Annotated in this window: 19 protein-coding genes; 7 read left to right on the top strand and 12 right to left on the bottom strand. The window is 68.2% G+C overall.

The window, feature by feature from the left end:
* Nucleotides 1–46 precede the first annotated feature (46 nt).
* Nucleotides 47–526, bottom strand: coding sequence for a MarR family winged helix-turn-helix transcriptional regulator (locus tag JOF55_RS08315; protein WP_310272088.1), 480 nt, complete (start codon nt 524–526; stop codon nt 47–49).
* Between the two features lie 84 nt (nt 527–610).
* On the opposite strand from JOF55_RS08315, the gene JOF55_RS08310 reads away from it, so the two are divergent.
* Nucleotides 611–1,870, top strand: a complete 1,260-nt coding sequence (locus JOF55_RS08310; RefSeq protein ID WP_310272085.1) for a multidrug effflux MFS transporter — start codon at nt 611–613, stop codon at nt 1,868–1,870.
* Between the two features lie 148 nt (nt 1,871–2,018).
* On the opposite strand, the gene JOF55_RS08305 is transcribed toward JOF55_RS08310, so the two are convergent.
* Nucleotides 2,019–3,539 carry a glycosyltransferase family 39 protein gene (locus JOF55_RS08305; RefSeq protein WP_310272082.1) on the bottom strand — a complete coding sequence of 507 codons (1,521 nt, stop codon included), beginning with the start codon at nt 3,537–3,539 and terminating at the stop codon, nt 2,019–2,021.
* Between the two features lie 378 nt (nt 3,540–3,917).
* On the bottom strand, nt 3,918–4,547 hold the full coding sequence (locus JOF55_RS08300; RefSeq protein WP_310272079.1) for a superoxide dismutase: 630 nt from the start codon (nt 4,545–4,547) through the stop codon (nt 3,918–3,920).
* Nucleotides 4,548–4,789: 242 nt separating this feature from the next.
* On the opposite strand from JOF55_RS08300, the gene JOF55_RS08295 reads away from it, so the two are divergent.
* Genes JOF55_RS08295 through JOF55_RS08285 form a run of 3 tightly spaced genes read left to right on the top strand, consistent with a single transcriptional unit; the run spans nt 4,790 to nt 7,764 of the window.
* Nucleotides 4,790–5,872 carry an ABC transporter substrate-binding protein gene (locus JOF55_RS08295; RefSeq protein WP_310272076.1) on the top strand — a complete coding sequence of 361 codons (1,083 nt, stop codon included), beginning with the start codon at nt 4,790–4,792 and terminating at the stop codon, nt 5,870–5,872.
* A gap of 3 nt (nt 5,873–5,875) precedes the next feature.
* Entirely contained in the window at nt 5,876–6,928 is a 1,053-nt protein-coding gene (locus JOF55_RS08290) for a FecCD family ABC transporter permease (RefSeq protein WP_310272072.1), read from the top strand.
* Nucleotides 6,925–7,764 (top strand): ABC transporter ATP-binding protein, encoded by an 840-nt coding sequence (locus tag JOF55_RS08285; RefSeq protein ID WP_310272070.1) that lies wholly within the window; start codon nt 6,925–6,927, stop codon nt 7,762–7,764. The genes JOF55_RS08290 and JOF55_RS08285 overlap by 4 nt, the downstream gene beginning before the upstream one ends.
* 149 nt (nt 7,765–7,913) lie before the next feature.
* Here JOF55_RS08285 and JOF55_RS08280 read toward each other — a convergent pair whose 3' ends face one another.
* The 3 genes from JOF55_RS08280 to JOF55_RS08270 all read right to left on the bottom strand — a co-directional run bounded on the left by JOF55_RS08280 (nt 7,914) and on the right by JOF55_RS08270 (nt 11,995).
* Nucleotides 7,914–9,407, bottom strand: a complete 1,494-nt coding sequence (locus tag JOF55_RS08280; protein ID WP_310272067.1) for a glutamate-cysteine ligase family protein — start codon at nt 9,405–9,407, stop codon at nt 7,914–7,916.
* 130 nt (nt 9,408–9,537) lie between these two features.
* Nucleotides 9,538–10,473, bottom strand: coding sequence for an aldo/keto reductase (locus JOF55_RS08275; protein ID WP_310272064.1), 936 nt, complete (start codon nt 10,471–10,473; stop codon nt 9,538–9,540).
* A gap of 148 nt (nt 10,474–10,621) precedes the next feature.
* Complete coding sequence (locus JOF55_RS08270; RefSeq protein ID WP_310272061.1) at nt 10,622–11,995, bottom strand: multidrug effflux MFS transporter; 1,374 nt, start codon at nt 11,993–11,995, stop codon at nt 10,622–10,624.
* 153 nt (nt 11,996–12,148) lie between these two features.
* Here JOF55_RS08270 and JOF55_RS08265 point away from each other — a divergent pair, with 153 nt between their 5' ends.
* Together JOF55_RS08265 and JOF55_RS08260 are read left to right on the top strand one after the other, a co-directional pair.
* Nucleotides 12,149–12,979, top strand: a complete 831-nt coding sequence (locus JOF55_RS08265) for a TrmH family RNA methyltransferase (RefSeq protein WP_374727424.1) — start codon at nt 12,149–12,151, stop codon at nt 12,977–12,979.
* On the top strand, nt 12,976–13,683 hold the full coding sequence (locus JOF55_RS08260) for a DUF2537 domain-containing protein (protein ID WP_310272055.1): 708 nt from the start codon (nt 12,976–12,978) through the stop codon (nt 13,681–13,683). The genes JOF55_RS08265 and JOF55_RS08260 overlap by 4 nt, the downstream gene beginning before the upstream one ends.
* Nucleotides 13,684–13,747: 64 nt before the next feature.
* Here JOF55_RS08260 and sepH read toward each other — a convergent pair whose 3' ends face one another.
* The 3 genes from sepH to JOF55_RS08245 form a co-directional block, all read right to left on the bottom strand.
* A complete protein-coding gene (gene sepH, locus JOF55_RS08255; RefSeq protein WP_310272052.1) occupies nt 13,748–14,965 on the bottom strand; it encodes a septation protein SepH in 1,218 nt (405 codons plus the stop codon).
* 256 nt (nt 14,966–15,221) lie between these two features.
* On the bottom strand, nt 15,222–16,367 hold the full coding sequence (gene serC, locus JOF55_RS08250; RefSeq protein WP_310272050.1) for a phosphoserine transaminase: 1,146 nt from the start codon (nt 16,365–16,367) through the stop codon (nt 15,222–15,224).
* 345 nt (nt 16,368–16,712) lie between these two features.
* Complete coding sequence (locus JOF55_RS08245) at nt 16,713–17,288, bottom strand: sigma-70 family RNA polymerase sigma factor (protein ID WP_310272048.1); 576 nt, start codon at nt 17,286–17,288, stop codon at nt 16,713–16,715.
* 312 nt (nt 17,289–17,600) lie between these two features.
* Here JOF55_RS08245 and JOF55_RS08240 point away from each other — a divergent pair, with 312 nt between their 5' ends.
* The gene (locus tag JOF55_RS08240) at nt 17,601–19,892 is read left to right on the top strand and encodes a heavy metal translocating P-type ATPase (RefSeq protein WP_310272045.1); all 2,292 of its coding nucleotides are present in this window, start codon (nt 17,601–17,603) and stop codon (nt 19,890–19,892) included.
* Nucleotides 19,893–19,992: 100 nt separating this feature from the next.
* On the opposite strand, the gene JOF55_RS08235 is transcribed toward JOF55_RS08240, so the two are convergent.
* From JOF55_RS08235 to JOF55_RS08225, 3 genes are all read right to left on the bottom strand, one after another.
* Nucleotides 19,993–22,035, bottom strand: a complete 2,043-nt coding sequence (locus JOF55_RS08235; RefSeq protein WP_310272042.1) for a bifunctional copper resistance protein CopD/cytochrome c oxidase assembly protein — start codon at nt 22,033–22,035, stop codon at nt 19,993–19,995.
* A 223-nt stretch (nt 22,036–22,258) separates the two neighbouring features.
* The gene (locus JOF55_RS08230; RefSeq protein ID WP_310272039.1) at nt 22,259–22,648 is read right to left on the bottom strand and encodes a hypothetical protein; all 390 of its coding nucleotides are present in this window, start codon (nt 22,646–22,648) and stop codon (nt 22,259–22,261) included.
* A gap of 79 nt (nt 22,649–22,727) precedes the next feature.
* A complete protein-coding gene (locus tag JOF55_RS08225) occupies nt 22,728–23,948 on the bottom strand; it encodes a citrate synthase 2 (protein WP_310272036.1) in 1,221 nt (406 codons plus the stop codon).
* Between the last annotated feature and the right edge of the window lie 189 nt (nt 23,949–24,137).

Raw genomic sequence — 24,137 nt, 5'->3', positions numbered from 1 at the left:
CTTGCCGTCCTGGAGTGCACGCCTCCGACGCTGAGGACGGCGTTCCTCACTGGTGTGCTCGCGGCTCGGGTTGTTCGGTGTGCAGGGCCTGGTCGAGGGCCTGCAGCGCGCCGGATGCGGCCTCGATGGCCGCGACCTGCTCGTGGGTGAGCCGGCCCATCGCGGCCCGGATGGTGCCGGACCACACGGTGTCGATGGAATCTTTCGCGGCCAGCGACTTCTCGGTCGGGACCAGCCGGGTCACCCGCCGGTCGGCCGGGCTGCTCTCTCGGGCGACGAGACCACGCTCGACCAGGTCACGCACGGCCGCGCTGACGTTGCTCTGCTGCATTCCCAGGTGCCTGGCCAGTTCGCTGACCGTGATGCCCGGAGATGCCTGGACGTACTTGATCACGGCGAGTTCGGTGGTGGGCAACGGATCGAGGCCCGCCACTTCGGGAACCAGCCGATCGATCGTCCAGGCCAGGTTGCGTAGCACGGTCGCCAACTCGCGCTGCTCCGTCGACGCCGCATGATCCGCGTGCATGTGGCTCACCATACTTCTATATGTCATCATATATATGTATTCATAAATGTTTTGAGAACTCGTCTCCCGCGGAAAAGAGCTTCGATGTCCGATTCGTCCGGCGCCTCCGTGCGCGTACCCAGTCCCATGAGCGGGATTCTGGTCGTGATCCTCGCTCTGCTCACCGCCGTCGCCCCACTGGCGACCGACATGTATCTTCCTGCCTTCCCGGACATGGCCGGCGACCTGGAAACCACGGCCACCGGCATCCAGTTGACGCTGACCGCCTTCCTGCTCGGGCTCGGCATCGGGCAGTTGTTCATCGGAGCGCTCTCCGATGCCACCGGACGACGGCGCCCCATCCTCATCGGCTCCTTCGTGTGCCTGATCGCCAGTATCGCGGGTGCACTGGCTCCCAGTGTCGAGATTCTCGCCGCGGCCCGCTTCGTGCAGGGCCTGAGCGGAGCAGCCGGAGTCGTGCTGGCCAGGGCCATCATCTCCGATACCTCTCGCGGCGCTGCTGCCGCGAAACTCCAGGGCATGATGATCATCATCAGTGTCATCGCCCCGGTGGCCGCTCCGCTGGCGGGCGGTACGATCATCGCGAACTTCGGATGGCGTCCGGTGTTCTGGGTCTTGGCGGCGCTGACCCTGATCATGTTCATCGGTGCGCTGACCTACGTCAAGGAAACGCTCCCGGAGTCCGTGCGCACCCGAGGCGGCCTCAAGGCGACCATCAGCGGAGCGCATGCGGTGCTGACCAACCGCAACTACGTCGGTTACCTGCTCACCTTCTGCTTCGCGTTCACCGCACTGTTCGCCTACATCTCCGCCTCGCCGTTCGTGGTCCAGAACGTGATGGGGATGTCGACCAGTGCCTACACGCTCGTCTTCAGTCTCAACGCACTGGTCATCCTGATCACCAGCAGCGTGGCCTCGGCACTGGCGGGCCGTGTCCCGTACCGCCACATGATCTCCACGGGGCTCGCGGTAGCCGTGCCGGCGACCGCAGGCCTGCTGGTGGCCATCCTCAGTGGAGTGCCCACGGTTCCCACACTCGTCCTGTTCGCGTGCTTCCAGGGATCGCTGGGTTTCGTCTTCTCCAACGCCACCGCGCTGGCACTGGAGGAAGCCGGCACGTACGCAGGGACCGGCTCGGCGTTCCTGGGCTTCCTGCAGTTCACCCTCGCCGCCGTGGTTTCGCCACTGGTCGGGATCATGGGAGAGGGAACGGCCGTGCCGATGGGGCTGGCCATGATCGTCTCGATCGTTCTCGCGGTGCTCGCCTTCGGTGTCCTCACGCGAAAGAGCTCGACTCCGCAGGACAGCACCGCCCTCGATCAGGAGCCCGCCACCGTCGGTTGAGCCCGATATCGACCGCGACCACAGGTCCGGGCACAGGCCCACACGTCAGCCGTACGAGGCCCGGTCGTGTCGGCGCCGGTGACGCCGGTACGGCCGGGACCGGCCACGACAACCGGCGGGTTCCCCACTCGCCGGGGGGATCCACTCGTTACTGCCACATGCCCATACCGCGAATCCTCGGCCAGATCCGGCCCCAGGAGGCTGTACGTTCTTCGGCGAGCCAGATCGGACGACCGAGCCGGGGATCGTTGCCCGGACCCACCGTGCCGATCCGGCGTACGCTGCCGAAGTAGCGCTGGAGGGATTGGCGCGTGCTGCCGATGTAGAGGGTCACGCCGGTGGTTTCCGGTGGCCGTCCGAAGTAACCATAGCCACGGCTTCCGCTGTATACGGTGCGGATTCCATGCTCGGGGCCGAAGTGATGCAGAGCACCGGCAGCCCAGTAGCCGGAGGTGATGATCGCCGTGTGCTGTTGCTTTTCGGCGGGCAGCGAATGCAGTGCGGCGGTGGTGTCCCGGACGAGTTCCGACCACTGACCGCCGCTGTGATTCACGAGATCGCCGGGAAGGCGCGACCAGAGCGGCTCGGGAGTCAGGGTGGACACGCAGATCACGGTCGAGACCGCATAGATGGGCCAGGCGAGCCGGGTTCCGAGTGACCTGACCTCGGCCTCCCGGCGCCGCTGCAGTCCCACGGCGGCAACCGCCCAGAGCAGGGGATACAACCCGGACATGTAGTACTCGCGCGCGCCCACGACCAGGAAGATCGCGGTCAACACGCAGAAGGCGATCCCGAGAAACCGGTAGGGGCGCAGTTCCCGGGCCAGCAGCAGTCGCAGCAGGCCGTAGCAGAGCAGCGCGGCACCCACGATGCCCGCCACGATCAGCCCGCGCAGCACGAGCGCCGGGCCGCCGAGTTGGGTTTCCGCGTTGATGACCTGTCGCATGGCCAGTTGCGGCCAGCCGTGGGTGGCTTGCCAGATCAACGTGGGAATCGTCGTCACCACGGCGAGGGCCGCCCCCGCCCACAGCATCGGCTGCCGCAGCAGGTTCCGTGGCCCCACGAGCAGCAGGGCGATTCCCGCAGCCACCCAGAAGCCGAGGACGAGGAACTTGACCTGGATCGTCACCGCGGTGACCACGCCCGCCCACAACAGCAGGCGGTTGTCCGCGCGGCCCTCCTGGTACAGCCGGACCCAGCGGACGAGCAGCCAACCGAGCAGCGTCCACAGCACCGGGTCGAAGGTCATGGTGCCCAGCAGGCGGCCGTTGAGCAGAAACTGCGGGCAGATCGCGAAGGCGCCCGAGGTGAGCACCTGTGCGCGGCGGTCACCGCCGAATTCTCGGGCGATGAGCGCGGAAAGGGGGATACCGGCCGCGGTGGTCAGAATGGCCGGAACCCGGAGCCCCAGGGGAGACCCCGGGAAAAGGAACTCCATCACCCGAGCCAGCAGCGGCACCAATGGTTGCTGATCCGCATAGCCCCACGCGAGATGGTCGCCCGCCGCCAGGAAGTACAGCTCGTCACCGAAATACCCGTACCAGCCACTGGCCAGCGTCATCAGCAGCGCCATCATGCCGGTGATCAGGAAGACGGGTGCTTTCGCCAGTGGTACGAGACGTTCCTGTGGTGCCGGCACCTCTGTCGTGGCGGGGATGGTGCTGATCATGAGGTGTTTCTCCGTCGTCGGTCCTCGATCGGGTGATCGATACCGGACTGATCGTAGCTACCGCCCGCGAGAAACCCTCGGAGTGTGTCCATCGCCCGCACCGGGCGCCGCTCCGCCTCGAAGCCGCGCGGAGCGCAGGTGGGCGGTTTCGCCGCACACGGCGCTTCCGATCGTTGTCAGCGACGTGAAAAACCTCGGGACTCACCCGCAGGAGAGTCCCGAGGTTCCTCGGCAGTGTCGCTTGTCGGAGCATTCACCGCCGGGGCACGGGAGAAGGCCGCGGCTCCGGGGAACCGTGCCCGGGTAGGCGCGGTTGCTCGGGTGCGGTTTCCCCGGCAAAACCGGACCTTCTTCCGTCGTCTCACACCGGATCGGGTGTCATGCCGCGGGCAGTCGCAACCCGTTGTAGCCGGCTCGCGCGTCGGCGAACCGCCGGGCGACCTCGGTCCAGTTGACGACGTTCCAGAGCTGCTGAACGTAGTCCGCCTTCGCGTTCTTGTACTGCAGGTAGTAGGCGTGCTCCCAGATGTCGAACACGAGCAGCGGCGTCGTGGCGATCGACAGGTTCGAGTGGTGATCGCGGAGTTGCTGGGTGATCAGGCGCTGCCCCACCGGGTCCCAGGCCAACACGCCCCAGCCATTGCCCTGGATGGTGGTCGAGACCGCCTCCATCTGCGCGCGGAAGGCATCGAACGAGCCGAAGTCCTGATCGATGGCCGCCGCGAGTTCGCCGGTGGGTTTGTCGCCGCCGTCGGGGCTCAGCACCTTCCACCACACCAGGTGCAGGGAGTGGCCTGCCAGGTTGAACGCCAGTGTGGTCTCCAGACCGACGATCGAGGAGAAGTCGCCCTTGTCACGCGCCTCGGCGATCTTGTCGATGGTGTCGTTCGCACCCTTGACGTAGGTCGCGTGGTGCTTGCTGTGGTGCAGCTCGTTGATCTCGCCTGCGATCGCGGGCTCCAGCGCCGAGTAGTCGTAGTCCAACTCGGGCAGCACGTACTGAGCCATGAAACGCCTCCCTGGAGCTTGCGGTGCCAGTGGACAGTCTGTCGTAATTGCAAACTAGTAGCAACTGCGCCGTACACGCATCTGGAGAGGTATGGATCTCACCGCTGATCGATTGACCTGCCTCGGGACGGTCGTGGAGCATCCGGACGAGAACCTCACGAGCGGGGAAAGTCCGGTCGAACTCCGGCGCTGACCCGCAACGGTGGGCCGCGCCCGCGCGCGGCGAGCCCGATCACCCGCCCGTGGGGGAGGCTCCATCGACCGTCGTGGTCTGCGGTCGGGGCTTGGGTGGCCGCGCGGGAAACCCGTGGTGGATCCGGGCCGCCGCGGCAGGCCCCACCCGGAAGGCAACGATGCGCACAACAGCGCGAAACGTCCGACGCTTGCTCGTCCTGGCTCTGACCGCCTGCGTGCTGACCGGTTGCGGTACCGCGAGTTCGCCCCGTACTCCACCCGGCGCAGTACGGGTCGACAACTGCGGACGCACCGTGACCATCGAAGAACCGCCGCAACGGGTGGTGAGCCTGAACCAGCACGCCACCGAGATCCTGCTGGCGATCGGGCTCGGCGATCGCCTCGTCGGCACCGCCTTCCCGGACGACCACGCACCGCCGGAGCCGGTTGCCGCCGAGTACGCGAAGGTGCCGCTCCTGGCCGAGAAGTATCCGTCGGTCGAACGCATCCTCGCGGCGAAGCCGGACCTCGTCATCGGCGGCTATGCCAGTGCCTTCAACGAGGCCGAAGGACGCGGCCGGGCGTCCCTGGAAGCCAAGGGGATCGACACGCTGCTGCTCTCGGAAGCCTGTACCGAATCCCCGGTGGGCATGCGGACGTTGCTCGACGACATCGCCATGTTCGGCAAGGTCCTCGGCCTGCGGGACGGTGCCGCCGAGCTCGCCGCGGACGTCGAGGACCGGGTGCAGGCCGTCGAGCAGCGGCTGAGCGGCGTGCGGCCGGTCGACGTGTTCGTCTACGACTCCGGGGAGAAAACCCCGTTGACCCTCGGTGGGCACGGCATCGGCAACGATGTGCTGACGAGAGCGGGAGCGCGCAACGTGTTCGCCGACGTCACCGACAACTTCGCCACCGTGAGCTGGGAACAGGTCGCGGCCCGAGCACCCGAGGCGATCGTGCTCGTCGACTACCTGAGCGGCGGCGGATCGGTGCGGGACAAGCGGGCGTTTTTGGAGCAACATCCGCTGGCCTCGCAGACTCCGGCCGTGCGCCACGACCGCTACATCACCCTGGATCTCGTCCAGTTGATCGAGGGCATCCGATTTCCCGGCGCGGTCGAGCAGCTCGCCCGCGAACTGCACGGGGTGTGAGCAGTGGTAACCGTTCCGCGCAAGCCGTCGAGCGGCGTGGCCCGGACCGTGGTCGTGCAGACCGTATTGCTGATCTCCCTGGTCATCGTCGGTGGTCTGGCCGTGTCGATGGGTTCCGTGCAGCTCCCCCTGCCCCAGGTGTGGCGCATCGTGGCCGAGCCGGTGGTCCCCTGGCTGGATGCGGACTGGTCACCGGTACGGGAGGTGATCGTCTGGGAGTCCCGGATGCCCCGGGTGGTCACCGCCGTGGTGGTCGGCGCGGCGCTGGCACTGTCGGGCGGGGTCGCCCAGCTCGTCACCGGAAACCCGATGGCCGACCCGTACCTGCTCGGCGTGTCCAGTGGGGCGGGGCTGGCGGTCACGCTGTTGACCGTGCTCGGTGTCGGCGCCGGGACACTGGGGATGGCGACATTGCCCGCAGCGGCGTTCCTGGGCGGGCTGGGGGCGCTGCTTGCGGTCCTGGCGTTCGCGGGGCGTTCGGGTTCGGTGACCACGCTGATTCTCGGTGGGCTCGCGGTCGGTCAGGTCGCGTGGGCGCTGACCTCGCTGATGATCCACACGTTCGCCACCGGGGAGCAGGCCAAGCAGGTCATGTTCTGGATGGCCGGTGGTCTGGGCGGATCGAGATGGGGGCTGCTGGCGGTTCCCGGCGCGGTGCTCGTACTCGCGTTGGCCGTCTCCCTGGCGGCTGGTCGGTGGATGAACGTGCTCCACGCCGGTGACGACGGCGCCGCCGCGCTGGGCATGAACGCACGGCGTTTCCGGATGCTGGCGCTGGTCGGTATTTCCCTGCTTGCGGGTACCTCGGTGGCGGTGGCGGGGGGCATTGTGTTCGTCGGGCTGCTGGTCCCGCACGCTGCGACTTTCCTCGTCGGCTCGGAGGCCCGGCGAATGCTGATGGCCTCGGCGCTGTTGGGTGCGGTGTTTCTCGTGCTGGCCGACCTGGCGGCACGCCTGGTGGTGGCACCGTCGGAGCTGCCCGTCGGTGTGCTCACCGCGATCGTGGGAGGCCCGGTTTTCCTGCTCATGCTGCGACGCCGAAGGAGGTCGTTGTGACGGGAGCGTCGATCCGTGGCCTCCGGGTCGATCTGGGAGGCCGCAGTGTCGTGTCCGATGTGGACCTGGAGGTGGCCGCAGGCGAGGTGCTGGGGCTGGTCGGCCCGAACGGCAGTGGCAAGACGACCCTGCTGCGCACCCTGTACCGGTCGATCCGGCCGGCCGCCGGTGCCGTGGACGTGGCGGGCCTGCCGGTGGCCTCGACGCCCCGGCGGCGCATGGCACGAACCCTGGCGGCCACGACGCAGGAATCCGAAAACCGGGTCGCGTTGACGGTGCGGGAGGTGGTCGAGCAGGGACGAGTGCCGCATCTGGGACTGCTGGAGCCGATGCGCACCGAGGACCGGGACATCGTCGCGGAGGCACTGGCTGCCACCGAGATGCAGCAGTGGCAGCACCGGGATGTGCGGACCCTGTCCGGTGGAGAGCTGCAGCGGGTGATGATCGCGCGGGCACTGGCACAGCACCCCGAGGTTCTCGTGCTCGACGAGCCCACCAACCACCTCGACCTGCGCCATCAGTTCGGGGTGCTGGAGCTGCTGCGCAAGCTTGCCTCGGAGGGGTTGGCGGTGCTGCTCACGCTGCACGACCTGCGCCATGCGGCCGAGTACTGTGATCGCTTGGCCGTGCTCGACGCCGGGCGTGTGGTCGCGGTGGGTACTCCCGTGGAGGTGCTCGACGAGCAGCTGCTCGCCGAGGTTTTCGGTGTGCGCGGGCGGCTGCGTGTGCCGGAAGCATCACCGGAATCGGTGGGGCAGGCACCGGAAGCGGCGACGACAGAGCCACCGAACGGCGCGGCCACGCGCCCCGTCCTCGACCTCCACGGCACGGCCTGACGGCCACGGAATGGTTTGACGGCCACGGAATGGTTTGACGGCCACGACGGCACGGCCTGACGGCGCTGTGACCTGCCCCGAAGGTCTCGTCACCGAAGATTTTTGCAGTTTCGCGCGAAACCGCATTTTTGTGATTTCGCGCGAAACTGTCATTCCACGGGCCAGGTGTGCACGGGCTCGCCCACCTCGGTCAAGTCGACGTAGCGGCGCAACATGCTCCGCAGCGCCTCCCTGCGGTCCATTCGCTGCTCCAGCAGTGCGACCGTGTCGCGCTGCCATGTCGATCCGGTCTGGCCGTGCAGGCAGCGCTGCTCGATCACACCGAGGTGGCGCTCCCGCGCGGCATCGGAGACTCCGAGGTTCCGCAGGCCCTCGTGCGCCATCGGCAGCAGGCGGCGCAGTACCAGCTCGTCCGGAGCGACCCACCCCACATCGGGCCAGTACAAATGACCCCCCATGCCATTGCGTCCGCCGGTGTAGAAGTTCTCCTCGGCCGCGGTGAACGACATCCGAGTCCAGAGCGGACGGTCCTGCTCGGTCAGGGACCGCTGGGCACCGTAGAAGAAGGCCGCGTTGGCCAGCACATCGATGACGGTCGGCCCGGCCGGGAGAACCCGGTTCTCCACCCGCAGGTGTGGGACGCCGTCGACCAGGTCGTAAACCGGGCGATTCCAGCGCCAGATCGTGCCGTTGTGCAGTCGCAGTTCGGCCAAGGTCGGCGCCCGGCCCGCGTCCAGCGCTGCCACCGGGTCCTCTTCCTCCGGTTCCGGCAGCAGCGCCGGGAAGTAGCGGACGTTCTCCTCGAACAGATCGAAGATCGACGTGATCCAGCGGTCTCCGAACCACACCCGCGGGCGCACCCCCTGGTTCTTCAGTTCTTCGGGACGGCTGTCGGTGGCCTGCTGGAACAGCGGTATCCGTGTCTCCTGCCAGAGAGCCTTGCCCAGCAGGAATGGTGAATTGGAGCCGATCGCCAATTGCACCCCGGCCAGGCACTGGGCGGCGTTCCAATGCGCGGCGAAGTCCTCCGGCGCGACCTGCAGGTGCAGCTGTACCGAGGTGCACGCCGAGGTGGGCAGGATCGACTCCGCGTACGAGCGCAACCGTTCCGGGCCGCCCTCGCTCAGCGGTGTCCCCTCCATGTTCAGCAGAATCCCCTCGCCGCGGGCGTCGCAGATCTGCTGATTGAGCATCGAGTAGCGCGGCGGCCGGGACAACCACCGTGGGTCGAAGTGTGTGCTGCGCAGGGTTGGCAGTGTGCCGATCATGACGAGTTTCGCGCCGGCATCATGCGCCTTGCCGTCGGTGTCGACCAAGGCCGTACGCAGCTCCTCTTCCAGCTCCAGAGCACCGTCACCGGCCAGCACGCGGGGGCGTACGTTGATTTCGATGTTGTGCTGACCGAGTTCGGTCGTGAAGGACGGGTCGCTGATCTTCTCCAGCACCACGCTGTTCGACATCGACGGATCCATCTCGTCATTGACGAGGCTGAGCTCCATCTCCAGGCCCATCTGCTGGTGCGGGAAAGAGAAATCGCCCCCGGCGAGCATCCGGGCCAGCGCGTCCAGCCCCCGCTGCATCTTCTCCCGGTACCGCTGGCGGTCCGCAGGCCTGAACGACCGGTTGGCCAGCTGCTTTCCCATGTGCCGTACCTCCCCCGCTTTCCCGGCCGATCACAGCGGCCTCAAGGCTGGTCAGCAGGAAATTCACGGTGGCACATCGGCAGCGCCCGTACCAGGGGCCAAAACGGTGGTGCTTCGCTGTTCGGACTGCTCAGACGGAGGCGATGTGCAGGCGCTTCAGTTCGACCTCGGTCAGCGTGATCTCGGCCGCGGGCAGGATCGTGGTGAGCTGTTCGGTGGTACGTGCGCTGGCGATCGGAGCACCCACGTTCTCCTGAGCGATCAGCCATGCGAGTGAGACAGCAGGAATCGAGACATTACGCAGCGTGGCGATCTCGTCGAGAGCGGCCAGCACCTTGACGCCCCGCTCGTCGAGGTAGGAGCGGGCGCCCGTGGCACGAGGGCTGTTCGAGAGATCGTTTCCCGGCCGGTACTTGCCCGTCAGAAAACCCTTCGCCAGCGCGTAGTACGGGAGCACGGTGAGATTCTCCGCTGCGGCGAGGCCGGCGAGCTCCCGTTCGTACTCGGCGCGCTCGACGAGATTGTAATGTGGTTGCAGTGCCCGATACCGGGCGAGGCCCTCGCGGTCGGACACGGCCAGCGCCTCGGCCAGGCGTGGCGCGGTGTAGTTGGAAGCCGCGATGTGGCGGACCTTGCCCGCGCGTACCAGTTCGTCGAAGGCGCTCAGCGTCTCTTCCAGCGGCGTCGATCGATCGTCTTCGTGGGCGTAGTAGAGATCGATGTGGTCGGTGCCGAGGCGGCGCAGCGAGTCCTCGGCAGCCGCCCGGATGTTCGCAGGCGACAGGCCCGGACGCCGATCCCACTTGCCGACCTTGGTCGCGAGGACGATGCTGTCGCGGTTGCCGCGCGCACGCAGCCACTCGCCGAGGACCGTCTCGGATTCACCGCCTTCATTTCCCGCGGCAAAGGCCGAGTACGAGTCGGCGGTGTCGATGAAGTTGCCCCCCGCGGCCACATAGGCGTCGAGCACCGTGTACGACTCGGCGCGATCGGCCGTCCAGCCGAACACGTTACCGCCGAGGCAAATCGGGAAAACGTCCAAATCCGTGCTGCCGAGTGGGGCCATGGAACGAAGTTAGCACCGGCGGATCAGCACCGTCGCCCCTCGGGAAAGTGGGATGCGCCTCTCCCGCTCCGGGGGCGGCTGTATCGCATCGCAGGATCGCATCGCAGGATACCGGCCTGTTGCCGAGCGCACGAAATCGCAACCGGCCTCAGCGCTCGGCGGAACGCTCCCGCGCCGACTCGGTGGGGGAGCTCCGGGCCGCCCCGGACGAGGTGCTGTGATCGCCGCTGCTGTCACCGCCGGTGCTGTGGCCACTGGCCACGGTGACGCGCTCGGCCGAGTGAGAGGCCCGGCGTCCGAGCGTCACATACACGGTGGTCGCGGCGAGCACCACTCCGAACATCACCAACACCATGGGCAGGGCCGAGCCGACACCGCCCAGACCGACCAGCGGTGCGGCGAGTGCGCCGACCACGAACTGGCTGACCCCGAGAAGCGCGGACGCCGAGCCCGATACCTCCCGGTGATTGGCCAGCACCAGCGTCGTGGTGTTGGGCATGACGAAGCCGAGACTGGCGATCATCACGAACAGCGCCGCCAGGAGCACCGGCAGGGGAAGCCCGAAAAGGACGGTACTGACCAGCAGGACTCCGGCGACCGAGGCCGAGGTGAGAGCGCTGAGCAGCAACTGCGACTCCGTGGCCACCCGCCCGACCAGTCTGGCGTTGACCTGTCCGGCGGCGACCAGCCCGATCGCGTTCATGCTGAAGACGAGGCTGTAGGTCTGCGGGGACATGCCGTAGATGTCCTGCAGGACGAAGGATGAACCGGAGATGTAGGCGAACATCGCGGCCATCGCGAGTCCGGCGGTGAGTGCGTTGCCGAGGAATGATGGCTCGGCGATCAACCGACCGAAGGTGGCGAAAGTGCTCTTCAGCCGGGTGGGCTGGCGCCACTCCGGCGGTTTGGTCTCCGGGAGCGCGAACACGACCACCGACATCAGCAGTACGCCGAACGTGGTCAGTACGACGAAAACCCCACGCCATGTGGTGTAGGTCAGAATCTGCCCGCCGATGACCGGCGCGAGGATCGGTGCCAATCCGGTGACCAGCATCAATCCGGAGAAGAACCGGGCGACCTCCAGCCCCGAGTAGAGGTCGCGTACCGAGGCACGAGCGATGACCATGCCGGCGGCGGCACCGAGCCCTTGCAGGAAGCGGAGGGCAGCCAGCGCGTAGACGGACTCGGACAGCGCGCACAGCACCGAGGCGGTGATGTAGACCCCGAGGCCGACCATGAGCGGCTTGCGCCGACCGACGGAATCGCTGAGCGGTCCGGCGATGAGCTGGCCGAAGGCCAAGCCGAGCAGCACCGACGTCAGAGTGAGCTGGGCCTGTGCTGTCGTGGCCCCCAGGTCCTCGGTCAGCTGCGGTAGAGCGGGCAGGTACATGTCCATGGACAGGGGGCCGAACGCAGTCAGCCCACCGAGGATCAGTGCGAAACGCACCTTCCGTCGCAAGCTGGAGTTGCTGCCGCCGACTGCCGCATCGGTTCTTCCGGGCGGGGAAGTCTGTTCCTCCACGGCTTTCCTCCTCGGATCGGCAACACTTCGCTGCGATTCCGTTCAACGAACGCAACCGTTGATTTATGCCAACTAATCTTGTTGCACCCCGGGTGACATTGGCCACCGCCGAGGTGGGCGGCGTGCGGATGGGTGCGCGTGGCGAATGAAAAAATGAACGGCGTGGCGCGGCTGATCGAAGTGACCGCAGTGGAGGACCGACGGGTCGACGACTTCCGTGATCTGTCGACCGCCGACCGGCGCCCCGACCGTCCCGGTGGCCGGGGACTGGTCATCGCGGAGGGCGTCGTCGTGGTTCGGCGCATGCTCGCCTCCCCCTACCCGGTCCGCGCTCTGCTCGGAGTGCGGCGGCGCATCGAGGAACTCGCGGACGAGATCGTCGATCTCGATGTGCCCGCCTATATCGTTGACGCCGAGGTGATGGCCGGGATTGTCGGTTTCCATCTGAACCGGGGTGTGCTGGCCATCGCCGATCGCGCACCCGAGGTCGAACCCGCGCAGTTGACCGCCACGGCGCGGCGCCTGGCCGTGCTGGAAGGCATCGGTGATCACGAGAACCTCGGGTCGCTGTTCCGCAATGCCGCCGCACTCGGCATCGACGGATTGCTACTCGGGTCCGGGTGTTCGGATCCGCTGTATCGGCGCAGTGTCCGTGTGTCGATGGGACACGTGTTGCGTGTGCCGTTCGCGCGCATGCACTCCTGGCCCGCCGATCTGAAGCTGTTGAGTGACGGCGGTTTCCGGATCGCCGCGCTGTCTCCGCAACCGAGTGCGGTGCCGCTGCATGCGGCGGAGCTGCACCAGGGGCCCGTCGCGCTGCTGTTGGGTTCCGAAGGGCCGGGCCTGACCGAGCAGGCCTTCGCGGCTGCGGATGTGACGGTCCGCATTCCCATGGCCGACGGGGTGGACTCACTCAACGTCGCCACCTCGGCAGCGATCGCCTTCCACGCCATCGGCGAGGGGGCCGTGGGAGGCGGACGGTGAGTCGATCGGTGAGTCGGGCGAGGAGTACGGCCGCCACGGACACGGGTACACGGGAGTCGACGCTGGAACTGCGCGCGCGGTCGGGGCGCGCGGTGCTGCTCCGCTCGTACGACCACACCGAACGTGACCCGGCTCATCTCCCGGTGTCCGGCGCCTTGCTCGAAGCGCTGCACGAATGGGCACATGTGGCAGGCAGGGTCGCCGAACGCGAGGGGGCGGATGCCGACTTCGCCGCACGGGCGGTGGAGCGGCGCGGGCGGCAACTCGCGACCCGCCTGGCGGCGGAGATCGATGTCGCGGTCGAGTACGTGGATCCGAGCAGCGGGCAGGTGCATCGGGCTGTCCCGCAGCGGCTCGACCGGGAGGGACCGGAGGACACCTCACGGTGGACTTCGCCGCATGCCCGCTCCGTGGGGCAGGGCTTGCCGGCCACGGGTGAAGCCGAGCCGACACCGTGGGCCACCGGTCTGACCGTGAGTGCGCTCGTCGCCGCCCTCGTCACCATCGCGCTCGTCATCGTCTCGTCCGGGCTGGCGGAGGTCAGTGTGCTTCTGGCGCTGATCGTCAACGCGGCGATGGCCGCAGGGTTCGCTCCCTCGATCTGGCTGGGACGGCGCGTTCCGGTGTGGCGTTGGGTGGCGTTGGGCACGGCAGGAGGGATCCTCCTGGCCTGGTTCGCCCTGCTGCTCGACTTGCTGGGGTAGCGCGTGCCGAGTCGGTCGGCCAATTTCTCGCGAAATTGACCGACCGCTGGGAGACCGTGTCTGTTCAGCGGTGCGAGCGAACGCCGAGCAGCACGTCCTCCCAAGAAGGCACGATCGGGTGATTCTTGCGTCCTCGGCGTTGGCTCTGTTCGGCCGTGGTGGAGTCCAGTGCGGATTCGTCGCCGAGAGCGTTCGTCGCTTCGGAGGCTTCCGTGGGCAGGGAGTCCACCTGCTCACCGGTCTCGGTTCGCCCACTCCTCCCGTTCGTGGCCTCGCCGGTTGCCGATCCAGCGGGGTGGGCGCCACCGGGCGCTGTTCCACCGGGCGCTGTTCCACCGGGCATTGCTCCACCGGGTGCTGCTCCACCGGGCATTGCTCCACCGGGCTGACCGCTGCCGGGTGGGGCATCGAGGTGCAGGCCACTAGCGACAGGCGGTACCTGCGGTGTCGGCCGTGCCGGTGGTGGTGTTGCCTCCGCGCCGACCTGGGGACCGACCTGCGGGCCGGGCTGGGTACCGAACTGGGAAGCAGGGGGGAGTGCGGCGTCCCGCTCCGGCCGGGGTGATGCCTGCTCCGCAACGGGACTCGAGGTCCGGCCGATGCCGAGGTCGTCCGCCGCGCTCTCCTCCGCACCGCTCTGGTCGAGTTCGAGTGCTTCCCGCGCCAGTTCGGTCACCGGACGCACGGTGCGCAGCGGGCGATTGGGGGAGGGATCGAGGAGGTCGACGGCGTGTTCGTCCAGCGCGGCGACCGTCCCTCCGTGCGCACCCGGGTGAAACGCCCAGTAGGCGGTGTTCTCGGACTTGCCCGCCTGCCAGCACAGTTGGACGACCCACTTGCCGTCCTCCCCGCGCCACGAGTCCCACGTCGTCTCCGTGTAGTCGTGCCCGCGCATCCCGAAGGTGTGCGCGACGACCTCACCGAGTGTCTGCACGTCCGGCCCGTCCTCGCGAACCGGATGTGCCCGCTGGGCCTTCTCGGCGGTTTGGGCACGCTCCAGCAGCACGGGGTAGGCGTAGCGCTCGACGCGCTGCTCCGGAAGGCCGGAGGCTGCCGCGACCTGCTCGACGGAAGCGCCACCACGGATGCGGGCCTGGATCTCACGGGGCCGCATCTGGGCTTCCATCTCGATCTGTGCCTGGCCGAGCCGGGTCAGATCGCCTCGGGCAGCAGCCCGCAGACGTTCGTCCGCGGTCACGGAAAAGCGTTCGCCGTTGTCGGGGTCCTCACAGATGACGGTCTCGCCGTCCTCGTCGAGCCCGACCACCCGTAGCGCTCGCATACGCAGCCTCCCCATCTCGGCCAGGAGCCTTCCCATCTCGGCCAGGAATTGGGCGCCTCCCGCTACTGCATGTCACCAGCCGTAACGGTAACCCGGCGTGCCGCCTTGACGGGGCAGGCACGCCGGGACCGCCACGTGTCTGCGTGTCACGATCTTGCCCCAAGAACGGGGATGGTGCGAATCAGTAAGAGCACTCATTTTTTGCACCGGTGACACGCGGTGATCAGTTGTGGCTGTGGGTGGAGGACGTGCGCGCTCAGCCCAGCTTGTTGATGACCCAGTCGATGGAGCGGGTCAGTGCGGTGACGTCATCGGGCTCGATGGCCGGGAATGTCCCGATCCGCAGCTGGTTGCGGCCGAGCTTGCGGTAGGGCTCGGTGTCCACGATCCCGTTTGCGCGCAGTGCCTGGGCCACCGCCGCGGCGTCGATCGAATCGGTGAAATCGATCGTGCCGACCACCTGGGAACGCTTGGCCGGGTCGGTGACGAACGGGGTCGCGTAGTCCGCGGCCTCCGCCCAGGAGTACAGCCTGCCCGAGGACTCGGCCGTGCGCTGCACGCACCAGTCCAGGCCGCCCTGGCCGAGCATCCACTCGATCTGGTCGGCCAGCAGGAACAGCGTGGCCAACGCCGGGGTGTTGTAGGTCTGGTCCTTCCGCGAGTTGTCCAGTGCCGTGGTCAGCGACAGAAACTCCGGTACCCAGCGGTCGGAGGCGCCGATTTCACCGATCCGCTCGATCGCGGCCGGGCTCATCGCGGCGATCCAGAGGCCGCCGTCGGAGGCGAAGCTCTTCTGCGGTGCGAAGTAGTACACATCGACATCGGCCGGGTTGAACGGGAGCCCGCCCGCACCCGATGTGGCGTCCACGGCGATCAGCGCGTTCTCGGAACCGGCGGGCCGCGCCGGTGGCAGCATCACACCGGTCGAGGTCTCGTTGTGGGCCCAGGCGATCAGGTCCACGCTCGGGTCCGAGACCGGCTCCGGCGCGCTGCCGGGTTCGGCCGAGACCACCATGGAGTCCTTGAGGAAGGGGGCGTCCTGGGTGGCTTTGGCGAACTTCTGCGTGAACTCGCCGTAGGTCAGATGCAGCGCGCGCTCGCGAACGAGCCCGAATGTCGCCGCGTCCCAGAAGGCGGTGGTGCCGCCGACGCCGAGGACGACCTCATAGTCCTCGGGCAGGGAGAACAGCTGGCGGAGACCTTCCCGCACGCGCCCGACGAGGGACTTCACCGGTTTCTGGCGGTGCGAGGTTCCCATCAGCCCGGCGCCCTCGTCGGCGAGTCGCGCGAGCTGCTCGGTACGGACCTTGGACGGACCGCAGCCGAACCGACCGTCCGAGGGAACGAGGTCGGTGGGCAACTGCAAGGTCGTCGGGTCGGTGGTGGTTTCGGCCTGCGTCATGCCGGCGCCTCCGGTCGTTGTTGTGTTGGAACCAACCTGTACTGCGCACAGGCTGTGCTTGCAAACGCTCTCGGGAGAGTGGCCAGATGACCGGCGCCGTTGCCGGCTCAAGCACGGGCCGTGCCGCGGCAACGGTCGGGAAGACTCGTCGACCGCGGTTGCCGCGAACCGGCCACGGGCAACCTACTGTCCGGGACGGCCTGTTGGCCACCATCGGCGGTCGGAACAGGACTTAAGGCCCTCCTCGGTGCTTGCCGAAGAACTCCCGTCCCTGCTCACCCTAAGCTTCTGCAGGAAAGGAGCAACCCACGATCGTGACGAGGGGCACCGGCCACGGTTCGGCAGCTACCCGTCCCCGTCAACGGCACGAGCGGGTGGGTCCGCACTGCGCAGGCGTTCGGCGAGGTCGGAGCGGGCCCTGGACACCCGGGAGCGCACCGTGCCGGTTCTGCAGCCGCAGACCCGGGCGGTTTCCTCGTAGCTGAGCCCCAGCACCTGGGTGAGTACGAATGCCTCCCGCCGGTCCGGATCGAGAGCGCCGAGGGCGGTGCGGAGCGCGTAACCCTCGACCATGTCCGGTGGTTCGGACGGCTGGGCGTGCTCGGCGGCTGCCTGCCAGTCCGCACAATCGGCCTGCTGCGGACGCCTGCGCCGCCTGCGCAGGTGATCGGCGGCGACGCGGCGTGCGATCGCCAGGAGCCAGCTGCGTGCGGAGGAATCGCCCCGAAACGAGGGCAGCGAGGAGAAAGCCCGCACGTAGCAGTCCTGGGTGAGGTCCTCGGCATGGCGAGGGTCGGTCAGGTATCGCAGCAGCTGCCAAACCTGCCGCTGCGTACCCCGGACAAAGGCGGCGGCGGCCGCACGGTCGCCCTGCCTCGCCGCGATCGCATACCGTGTCAGTTGCTGGTCGTCCACCGTCATCCACCAGGCTCCGGGCAGCGGGTACCGGTGCGTCCTCCTCGCTCCCGGGACATCACGGCGGCCCCGAAACACGCGCGGGACCCACGCGGGCAACCCCTCGGCCGTATCTCCACCGCAGGGCACAATACCTTCGCTCCCGAGAGGAACTCGCAGCGGCGCCGGGAACCGGGGAGGCCGTTCGGACGACCCGCACCGTGTGGACTCCCGCGACGACGACCGAGACCCTGTCCGCGGGGCTCGGTACCGTGAGCCCGCTGCGGTTCTTGTCCGATCCCGCTGTGGTTCGACCGTTACGGAAAGGTGCAGGTGACCATGTCGGCGACTCCGTCGCTCACCGAAGAGACAGCCACCGAGCGTGATGTGGAGCTGGCTGTGAGTGGTATGACCTGTGCTGCCTGTGCGGTCCGCGTCGAACGCAAGCTGAACAAGCTCGACGGTGTGCGGGCCAGTGTCAACTATGCGACCGCGCGTGCGAGCGTGACAGTGCCCGCACCGGCCGACGACGACGTGCTCACGGAAACCGTGCAGAAGGCGGGCTACAGCGCCGAGGTGATTCGCCCGGCCGCTGCGGACGAGCCCGCAGCGCATTCCGAGGACCGTACGCGCGACCTGTGGCGCAGACTCGTGGTCTCCGTGCTGCTGTTCGTTCCGCTGGCGGACCTGGCCATCCTGTTCACGGTCATGCCCGCGGCGCGCTTCCCGGGCTGGCAATGGTTGCTCGTGGCTCTCGCACTGCCGGTCGCGGGATGGTCGGCCTGGCCCTTCCACCGGGCAGCGTTCGTCAACGCGCGGCACGGCTCGTCCTCGATGGATACGCTGGTCTCGATCGGTATCACCGCCGCCGGTGTCTGGTCGCTGTACGCGATGTTCACCAGTGCCGACGTCACCTCCGACGCCTCCGGCCTGTGGCTGCTGCTGAACTCGAAAGGCGTGGCGTATCTGGAGGTGGCCGCCGGGGTCACGACCTTCGTCCTGGCGGGCAGGTACTTCGAAGCCAGGGCACAGCGCAAGGCCGGGGGTGCGCTCCGTGCGCTCGCCGAGCTCAGTGCCAAAAGTGCCACCGTGCTGCTCGAGGACGGTTCACAGCGCGATATCGCGATCGAGCATCTGCAGGTCGGTCAGCGTTTCCTCACCCGGCCCGGTGGCACGATCGCGACCGACGGCCGTGTCGTCGAGGGGCAGGCCGCGATCGACTGCAGTTCGATGACGGGCGAGTCGGTTCCGCTCGAGGTCGCTGCGGGCGACGAGGTCACCGGGGGAACGGTGGTCTCGAACGGACGGCTCGTGGTCGAAGCCACCAGGGTGGGGCGAGACACCCAGCTCGCCGCGATGGTGCGCCTGGTCGAAGAGGCGCAGACGGGCAAGGCTGCCGTGCAACGTATGGCCGACCGCATCTCGGCGTACTTCGTGCCCACCGTGCTGGTGCTCGCGCTGCTCACCTTCAGCGGATGGCTGCTCGTCGACGGTTCGGTCGAGCGGTCGTTCACGGCGGCCCTGTCCGTACTGATCATCGCCTGTCCGTGCGCGCTGGGACTGGCGACTCCGACCGCATTGATGGCGGCGTCCGGGCGGGGGGCGCAACTCGGGATCTTCCTCAAGGGGTATCAGGCCCTGGAATCCACGCGCGCCATCGACACGGTCGTGTTCGACAAGACCGGCACGGTCACCTCCGGCCGGATGTCGCTGGTGGACGTCTCCTGCGCCGACGACGTCGATCGCGCCGAGGTGCTGCGCTTGGCCGGTGCGCTGGAGGAGGCCTCGGAACACGCGGTCGCCGCGGCGATCGGTTCGGCAGCACGCACGGAGCTGGGTGAGCTGCCGCAGGTCGAGCGGTTCACCAACGAGCCGGGGCTCGGGGCAGCCGGCGTCGTGGACGCGCACGAGGTGCTGGCGGGCCGCGCGAAGCTGTTCACCGAGCGCGGTCTGGGGATTCCTCCGGAGCTCGATCGACAGCGCGAACAGTGGGAGCAGCAGGGGAGGACGACCGTGGTCATCGGGTGCGATGGTCGGGTGCTCGCCGTGCTGGCCCTGGCGGATCTGGTCAAGCCCTCCGCGGAGCGGGCCGTACGTGAACTGCATCGGCTCGGCCTCCGCACTGTGCTGCTGACCGGGGACAATGCGGCTACCGCCAGTGCCGTGGCAGGCGAGGTCGGCATCGAGGAGACGATCGCGGAAGTGCTTCCCGGGGAGAAGGTCGACGTCGTACGTGGGCTGCAGTCCGAGGGACGCGCGGTGGCGGTCGTGGGCGATGGCGTCAATGACGCCCCGGCACTGGCCACCGCCGATCTCGGGCTGGCGGTGGTGGCCGGTACCGACGTGGCGATCAAGGCCGCCGACCTGATCCTGGTGCGCGAGGACCTGACCGCGGCCCCGGATGCGATCAAGCTCGCCCGCGGCACGCTGCGCACCATTCGCGGTAACCTCGTGTGGGCCTTCGGCTACAACGTCGCCGCGATTCCACTGGCGATGCTGGGGCTGCTGAATCCCCTGATCGCAGGCGGGGCCATGGCGTTGTCCTCCGGCTTCGTCGTGTCGAACAGCCTGCGCCTGCGCCGCTTCCCCTCCGGGGCCACGTCGGCCTCTCCTGGGACGGCCTCGGCGTGACCGAAAAATTGCAGTTTCGCGCGAAACTGCAATTCTCCATCCCCACACGCAACGGGTGGTGGCGGAACCGGGGTGGTTTCCCGTGGCGGGCGGTGTGAGGTCAGGACCGTCGCGACTCGGCCAGCTTGGCCAGCATCGCGGTGTGGGCGGCGTCCTCGTCGGAGCCCTCGGCGCCGCTGCCGTCCCCGTCCTGCTGATCGCGATGCCACTGCCACAGCAGGACGGCCAGGGCCAGCATCAGTGGTACTTCGCCCGCGAGCCAGCCGATCACTCCGCCGAGTCGCTGATCGGCGAGCAGTTCCGATGCCCACGGCAGGTCCAGGGTGCGGTAGTAGTTGCCCGCGATCACCGTGGGCATGCTCATGACGATCACGCCGAAGAAGACCTGGAACGGCATGGCGCCGAGCACGATCCCGAGCCGAGGCAGGTGCGGCAGCTGTCGTGGTGTGGCATCCACCCCGACAACCGCCCAGTAGTACAGGTACCCGGTCACCAGGAAATACACGTACAGGATCTGATGCGCCCAGTGCTCCTCCATCGCGGCCTCGAAGAGCCCGGTCAGGTACAGCCCGTAGAGGGAACCGATCAGCAGCACCGCGGCGAGCGCCGGGTGGGTGAGCACGCGCACCAGGGGAGACCGCGTGATCGCGAGTACCCATTCGCGGGGACCGTACAGCTGCCCGGAAGCGGCGGAGGGCAGGGCACGCAGGGCGAGAGTCACCGGCCCACCGAGCACGAGCAGTGCGGGGGCGAGCATGTTCAGCAGCACGTGCGTGATCATGTGCACGCTGAACACCGCCGGTGCGTACATCCCCAGGCCGGAGGAGGTCCCCACCAGGATCGCCGCGCATCCGCTCAGCCATGCCACGACACGTCCCCCCGGCCAGTGCTCGCCGCGCGAGCGCAGCCTGCGCACACCGAGCAGGTATCCGGCGGCGAGGACGAGCGCGGCCGTGCCCAGGATCAGGTCGAGGCGCCACATGGTCACGAACCGCAGCAGTGTGGGCGGGTCCGGCAGGCTGTAACCGAAGATCACTTCGGTGGCGGTCACATCGCGGGTGAGCAGGTTCGGCGGTGGAGTATGCGCCATTCCCATCGACACACCGATGGTGACCAGCATGATCGCGGTATCGAGGCCGACCAGGTGCAACAGGGCGCGACGCGAGTCGCCGGAACGGGCCACGCCGGAGACCCGCCTGCGCGCGAGGACGCTTATCGCGCCGAGGAGCAGCAAGCAGACTGCCTTGAGCAGCACCAAACTCCCGTAGCCGGTGCCGAGTAACCGGGTCGGCGTCATCAGCACCAGCGCATCGATCGTGCCCGATACGGCCAGCACGAGCCAGCAGCCCAGAGCGAACCGCCGATACCGTGTGGTGACGGAGGCGAGGTGGGCACCCCTGCGGCGTACGTGGGCAGCCATCGCGATCAGCACGCCCAGCCACAGGGAAGCGGCGAGGATGTGGAACACGAGGCTGTTGGTGGCGAAATCGTGCCCGGCATTGGAGGCCGAGTTGCTCACGAACACCGGAGGCAGCAGTCCCACGGCCGCCACCCCCGCCAGCACCATGCTCGTTCGCCAGCGGAGCACCACCTGACAGGACACGGCCACGATCAGGGAACACAGTGCGGACAACAGCCACGCCTTGGGCGCGTCGAGCGCGCCGAGCAGACCGAGCAAGGCCTCGGAGTCGGCGACCTCGGAAACCGGTTGACCCGCGGAGTCGGCGGCGTCGAACAGGGTCATGAGCAGCGCTCCACCGAACCACGCCCAGGCCGCGCCCCCACCGAAGCGCAGGGCCGCATAGCCATCGGCGGAGACGATGCCGGACTGCTGGGGGGTGGTGAAGAAGGCGGAGAAGACCAGTGAACCCACACACGCGGCACCGGCCACGTCGACCACCCAGCGAAGGATGTTGACGCCCAGCTTCGTCACCGCGCCGGGATCGGCATACCCCAGGACCGAATAGACTGCGCTTCCGGCCGTGAGTATCAGGACGGTGATCAGTACCACCGCGCCGATCGCCCCGGCCACTGCCCAAGCCAGGACGGCCGACCGGCCGGGTATGGCGGCTCCGGAACGGGTGCGCGGCGCCTGCGGATCCCGCGGCCCCGCGGAGTCGGTGGTCGGTACGGAATCGGGCATGAATCGACCTCGGTTCGATGCGGATATGCCGGCCGGTCGGCTCCCCGAACCGGTCGATGCGCAGGATAAACCCTTGTCGATTCGGTGCCGGGAGGCACCGGCGAGCAGGGTGACTTGCGCTTACAGCGCCACCAGCATGTGGGCCATGCCCGCGGCCATCACGGCAAGGCCGATGCGGCCGTGCCGAACAGCACCACACCCGGCCTGTGGAGCTCGGGATGGGTCATGGCGGGTTGCCCTCTTCGGGGCCTGCCAGGCGGGCCGACATCGCGTTGTAGGTCTGGTGCGCGCGCTCGTCCTCGTCGACGTCATCGATGCTTGCCATGGCTCCCGCGTTCGTGCCCTCGGCCTCGGAGGTCGCCGTCGGCGCGCTGCGCCGCGCCGACTCCAGCCAGTTTCCGAAGATCGCCGGCACCCGGCTCAGCAGCCCGGCGGCGAAGAGCGCGGTGCGATGCACGGGCCGGGGCTGATGCGGCGCGCGCCGCCGCACCCGCATCAGCCCGTGCCGTGGGCGAGCGCCACCAGCAGGATCAGCCAGATCCCACCCGTGGGCGAACTTCCAACCGGACAGGGCACTGGACAGAGCCAACGGTTCGACGTGGTGCACGTCCATACACGTCGACCACGCCCCCCGGAAGAGTTCCCGGCGGGTTCACCCCCGCGACTGCCGAGGCGGCATGCGCCTCGACGGGTCAGCCCACGGCGGCATCCAGCGGAACGATCGACGACCATCCCTCGAGCTCCTGCGGCGGACGCGGTCCCGGCCCGACGTAGCGCGCCGAGGGACGCACCAGTCTGCCGGTGCGTTTCTGCTCCAGGATGTGCGCACACCACCCCGCCGTACGGGCGCAGGTGAACATCGCGGGCATCATGTGCGTGGGTACCTGGGCGAAGTCGAGGATCAGGGCCGCCCAGAACTCGACGTTGGTGGCGATCGGCCGGTCGGGGCGGCGTTCGGCCAGCACCGACAGTGCGGCCTGTTCCAGCTCGGAGGCCACCTCGAAACGCGGTGCGCCCAGTTGTTTGCAGGTGTTGCGCAGCACGCGTGCTCGTGGGTCCTCGGCGCGGTAGACCCGGTGACCGAAGCCCATGAGCCGGTCGCCGCGGTCGAGAACGGACTCGACCACCTTGCGGGCGTCGCCGGTGCGTTCGACTTCCTCGACCATCGGCAGCACGCGAGCGGGAGCACCGCCGTGCAGTGGTCCGGACATCGCTCCGATGGCACCGGAGAGGGCCGCTGCGACATCGGCGCCGGTCGAGGCGATCACGCGTGCGGTGAACGTCGAGGCATTCAGGCCGTGTTCGGCCGCCGAGACCCAATAGGCGTCCAGCGCCTTGACGTGGGCGGGGTCGGCCTCGCCGCGCCAGCGCGTCAGGAATCGTTCGGTCACGGTCGAGCACCGGTCGATGTCCTGCTGTGCCACGGCGGGTCGATCTCCGCGAGCGGACTGTGCCACGTAGGACAAGCCGAGTTCGGACGTGCGGGCGAGCTGGTCGCGTACCTGCTCGTCACCGATGTCGAGCAGCGGTTCGAAGCCGTGTTCCGGGGCCAGCATGGCCAGGGCGGACTGTACGTCGACGCGCACATCACCGGTGCCAATCGGCAATTGCGCGTCTCCGGCGGGCCGCAGGCCGTTGCCGAAACGTCCGTCGACGAGCAGGGCCCACACATCGCCGAAGGACACCTTGCCCGCCAGGTCCTCGATATCGACGCCGCGGTACCGCAGCGCGCCTCCGTCGCGGTCGGGTTCGGCGATTTCGGTTTCGAAGGCCACCACGCCTTCCAGGCCGGGGCGGAAAGCGGATTGTTCGGATTGCTCCGGCCGGGAGTGGTCCTGTCCCGAGTCGGCCGACCGCGGCGCGTCTTGCCCTGCGGTGGTTTGCCCGGTCTTTTCCTCAACTGGGTTCGGCATCGTCGCCTCGTCTCCTCGCTGCTGGTGGGACCCGCATATCCGGGGATGTCCGGGCATGCGGCGGGACGTGGCGGGGTGGCAGGGCACGGCCAGTGGCCGCGGCCGTTGCTGTGTGCCCAACACTGCACCCGAACGGCTGCCGGAAGCAATGCCGTAGGCCGCTGATGAGCAAAGTCACAGGACCGTGTT

The sequence above is a fragment of the Haloactinomyces albus genome (assembly GCF_031458135.1).
GTDB lineage: Bacteria > Actinomycetota > Actinomycetes > Mycobacteriales > Pseudonocardiaceae > Haloactinomyces > Haloactinomyces albus.
This window is presented reverse-complemented; position numbering and strand designations above follow the sequence as displayed.